Below are 1,987 nucleotides of genomic sequence, written 5' to 3' on the forward strand. Positions count from 1 at the left end.
GAGATTACGGGAGCATAAGCTGTAAGATTGATATTTCCTTCCCAGGAATCGCGATATGTTTCAACCATAAGAGCAGCAAACTGGAAGGCATAATCGTTCGGAACAGAATTGGCTACATCGAAACTAAAGGCATTGGAAAATTCCTGTGAATCTCCGGCTGGAATGTTACCCAGATTTTCTGCATCATCAACCAAAGTAATGTATTGATCATCTATATTTAAGATCATATCAACATTATTTGCCTGCTCGGTTCCAACATTTTCGATAGTTACGGAAAGATTTACAGTTTCTCCGAATTCGATTACATCATCTCCACCGGAATTAACGGAAACACTTTCAATCACGAGATAAGCACCTCCGGGAGGAATGAGTTCAACTGTTTCAACACTTGTAATTTTATTAAATGCAGAAATTGTAAGCGTCAGATCCTGCGGTGTATCAGGTAAATTCGTCAGATCCAAAGTAACATTTCCCGATTCATCAGTATATCCGGAAGCAAAAAAATCATCTCCGTCGGAAAGACAGACGAGTGCATCTTCGACATCAGTTGAAACCTCGAAGTCAGCCATGCCAATCAAAATAGTCGATAAATGGTCTATGGTTATAGCTTCCGGAGTATCTGTTCTGACCTGCAGAGAAGCATCTCCAAAAATATGCCAGGTCTTGAACATATCGTCACCACCGGAACCATAAACATCCATCATATTACAGGAACCGTTATACCAGAGACCGCCGATCGTATTTTTCTGATTTCCCTCTCCATTATAAGGACCTGAACCTGTTAAAAGATCAATTGCTTCATCCTGTCCTCTCATGGGAGGAGCCCAGGATTGATTGATAGTGGACATATATGTTGCGATCGCCCCGGTTGGAGCTCCGGTTGAATTATTGGTTGCTCTCATCCAGGCTTCGGCAAAACAGGTTCCACTTGTAAAGTTTCCATTCACACAGGCAACAGAATTGATAAAAGGCAGTTTATAATCATTTTCCAAAGCAGCGATATGTGAATTAGAAAAACCGGTTGTTGACCATGAAGTATTGGAACCATGCCCGCAGTAATCGACAATACTTCTTCCTTCATTCAATCCATTAGCAACATCGGAAGCATTTCCACCATTTGTATCATAAATCTGATCGACTTCGGTATAAGTAAAATTCATAAGATTTTGACGAATTATATCCATGTGTTCCCAATCTGCTTCTCCGTTATCACCTTGACCTGCACCTTGAGCAGAAGCAATTCCCATACCTTTATGCAGCCATTCTCCATCTACAATATCTCTTTCGTAATGAACTGTTCTATCTACCTGCGTTTCTACTTGAGCAACATTTTCTGCGGAAAATCTTCCTACAAAAATTTCCGGATAACTATCTGTTCCTTCCAAGAGAGCATATTGCGGATCTGAACCGCCGCCACCGGAAGAAAAAGTCGGGATTTGTGCATTGTCCCCGACTAACTGGACAAAAGTCAAACCATCATCAAGATCATATTCGGACTGGATAAAATTTTTGATGGAATTGGCATTAGAACCTATTTGAGAAACATTATAAATATCTGTTCGGATTCCTTTCTGGTTTTTCCACTGCACATAAGGTTCCATCGCATTCATAAAAGAACCATAACAGATAACGATCATCCTGCCGTGTTCATCAACGGATTCGTAGCGGTTTCTTTCATAATTCAGGAAATGATTATGGTAGATGTTTTCAAAATAGCCGTTAATATCGTTATGCTGTCTGATTTTCGTGTTCACCAGACCGCTGCCGATATTATTCATTTCCAGAACCAAATGATGATAAACTCGCAGAATTTCGGTTTGCGGATTGTAGGAGAAAGGATAAACCGTAACCGTCATTCCCCTGAAATCCCTCAAAATATACGGAGTTCCGGTTTCTTCGATATTGGTTGGATAAAATTCATTTAGATCATAACTTTGCGAAAATTGATACGGAATACTTTCCGGATCGATATTACGAGGAATAAAGC

The 1,987-nt window shown here is 40.2% G+C and carries 1 protein-coding gene; it reads right to left on the minus strand.

The window, feature by feature from the left end:
* Positions 1-1,987 (minus strand): hypothetical protein (locus ENL20_04510; GenBank protein ID HHE37817.1); only part of this gene is annotated, 1,987 nt, incomplete at both ends.

It is taken from the genome of Candidatus Cloacimonadota bacterium, assembly GCA_011372345.1.
Classification (GTDB): domain Bacteria; phylum Cloacimonadota; class Cloacimonadia; order Cloacimonadales; family TCS61; genus DRTC01.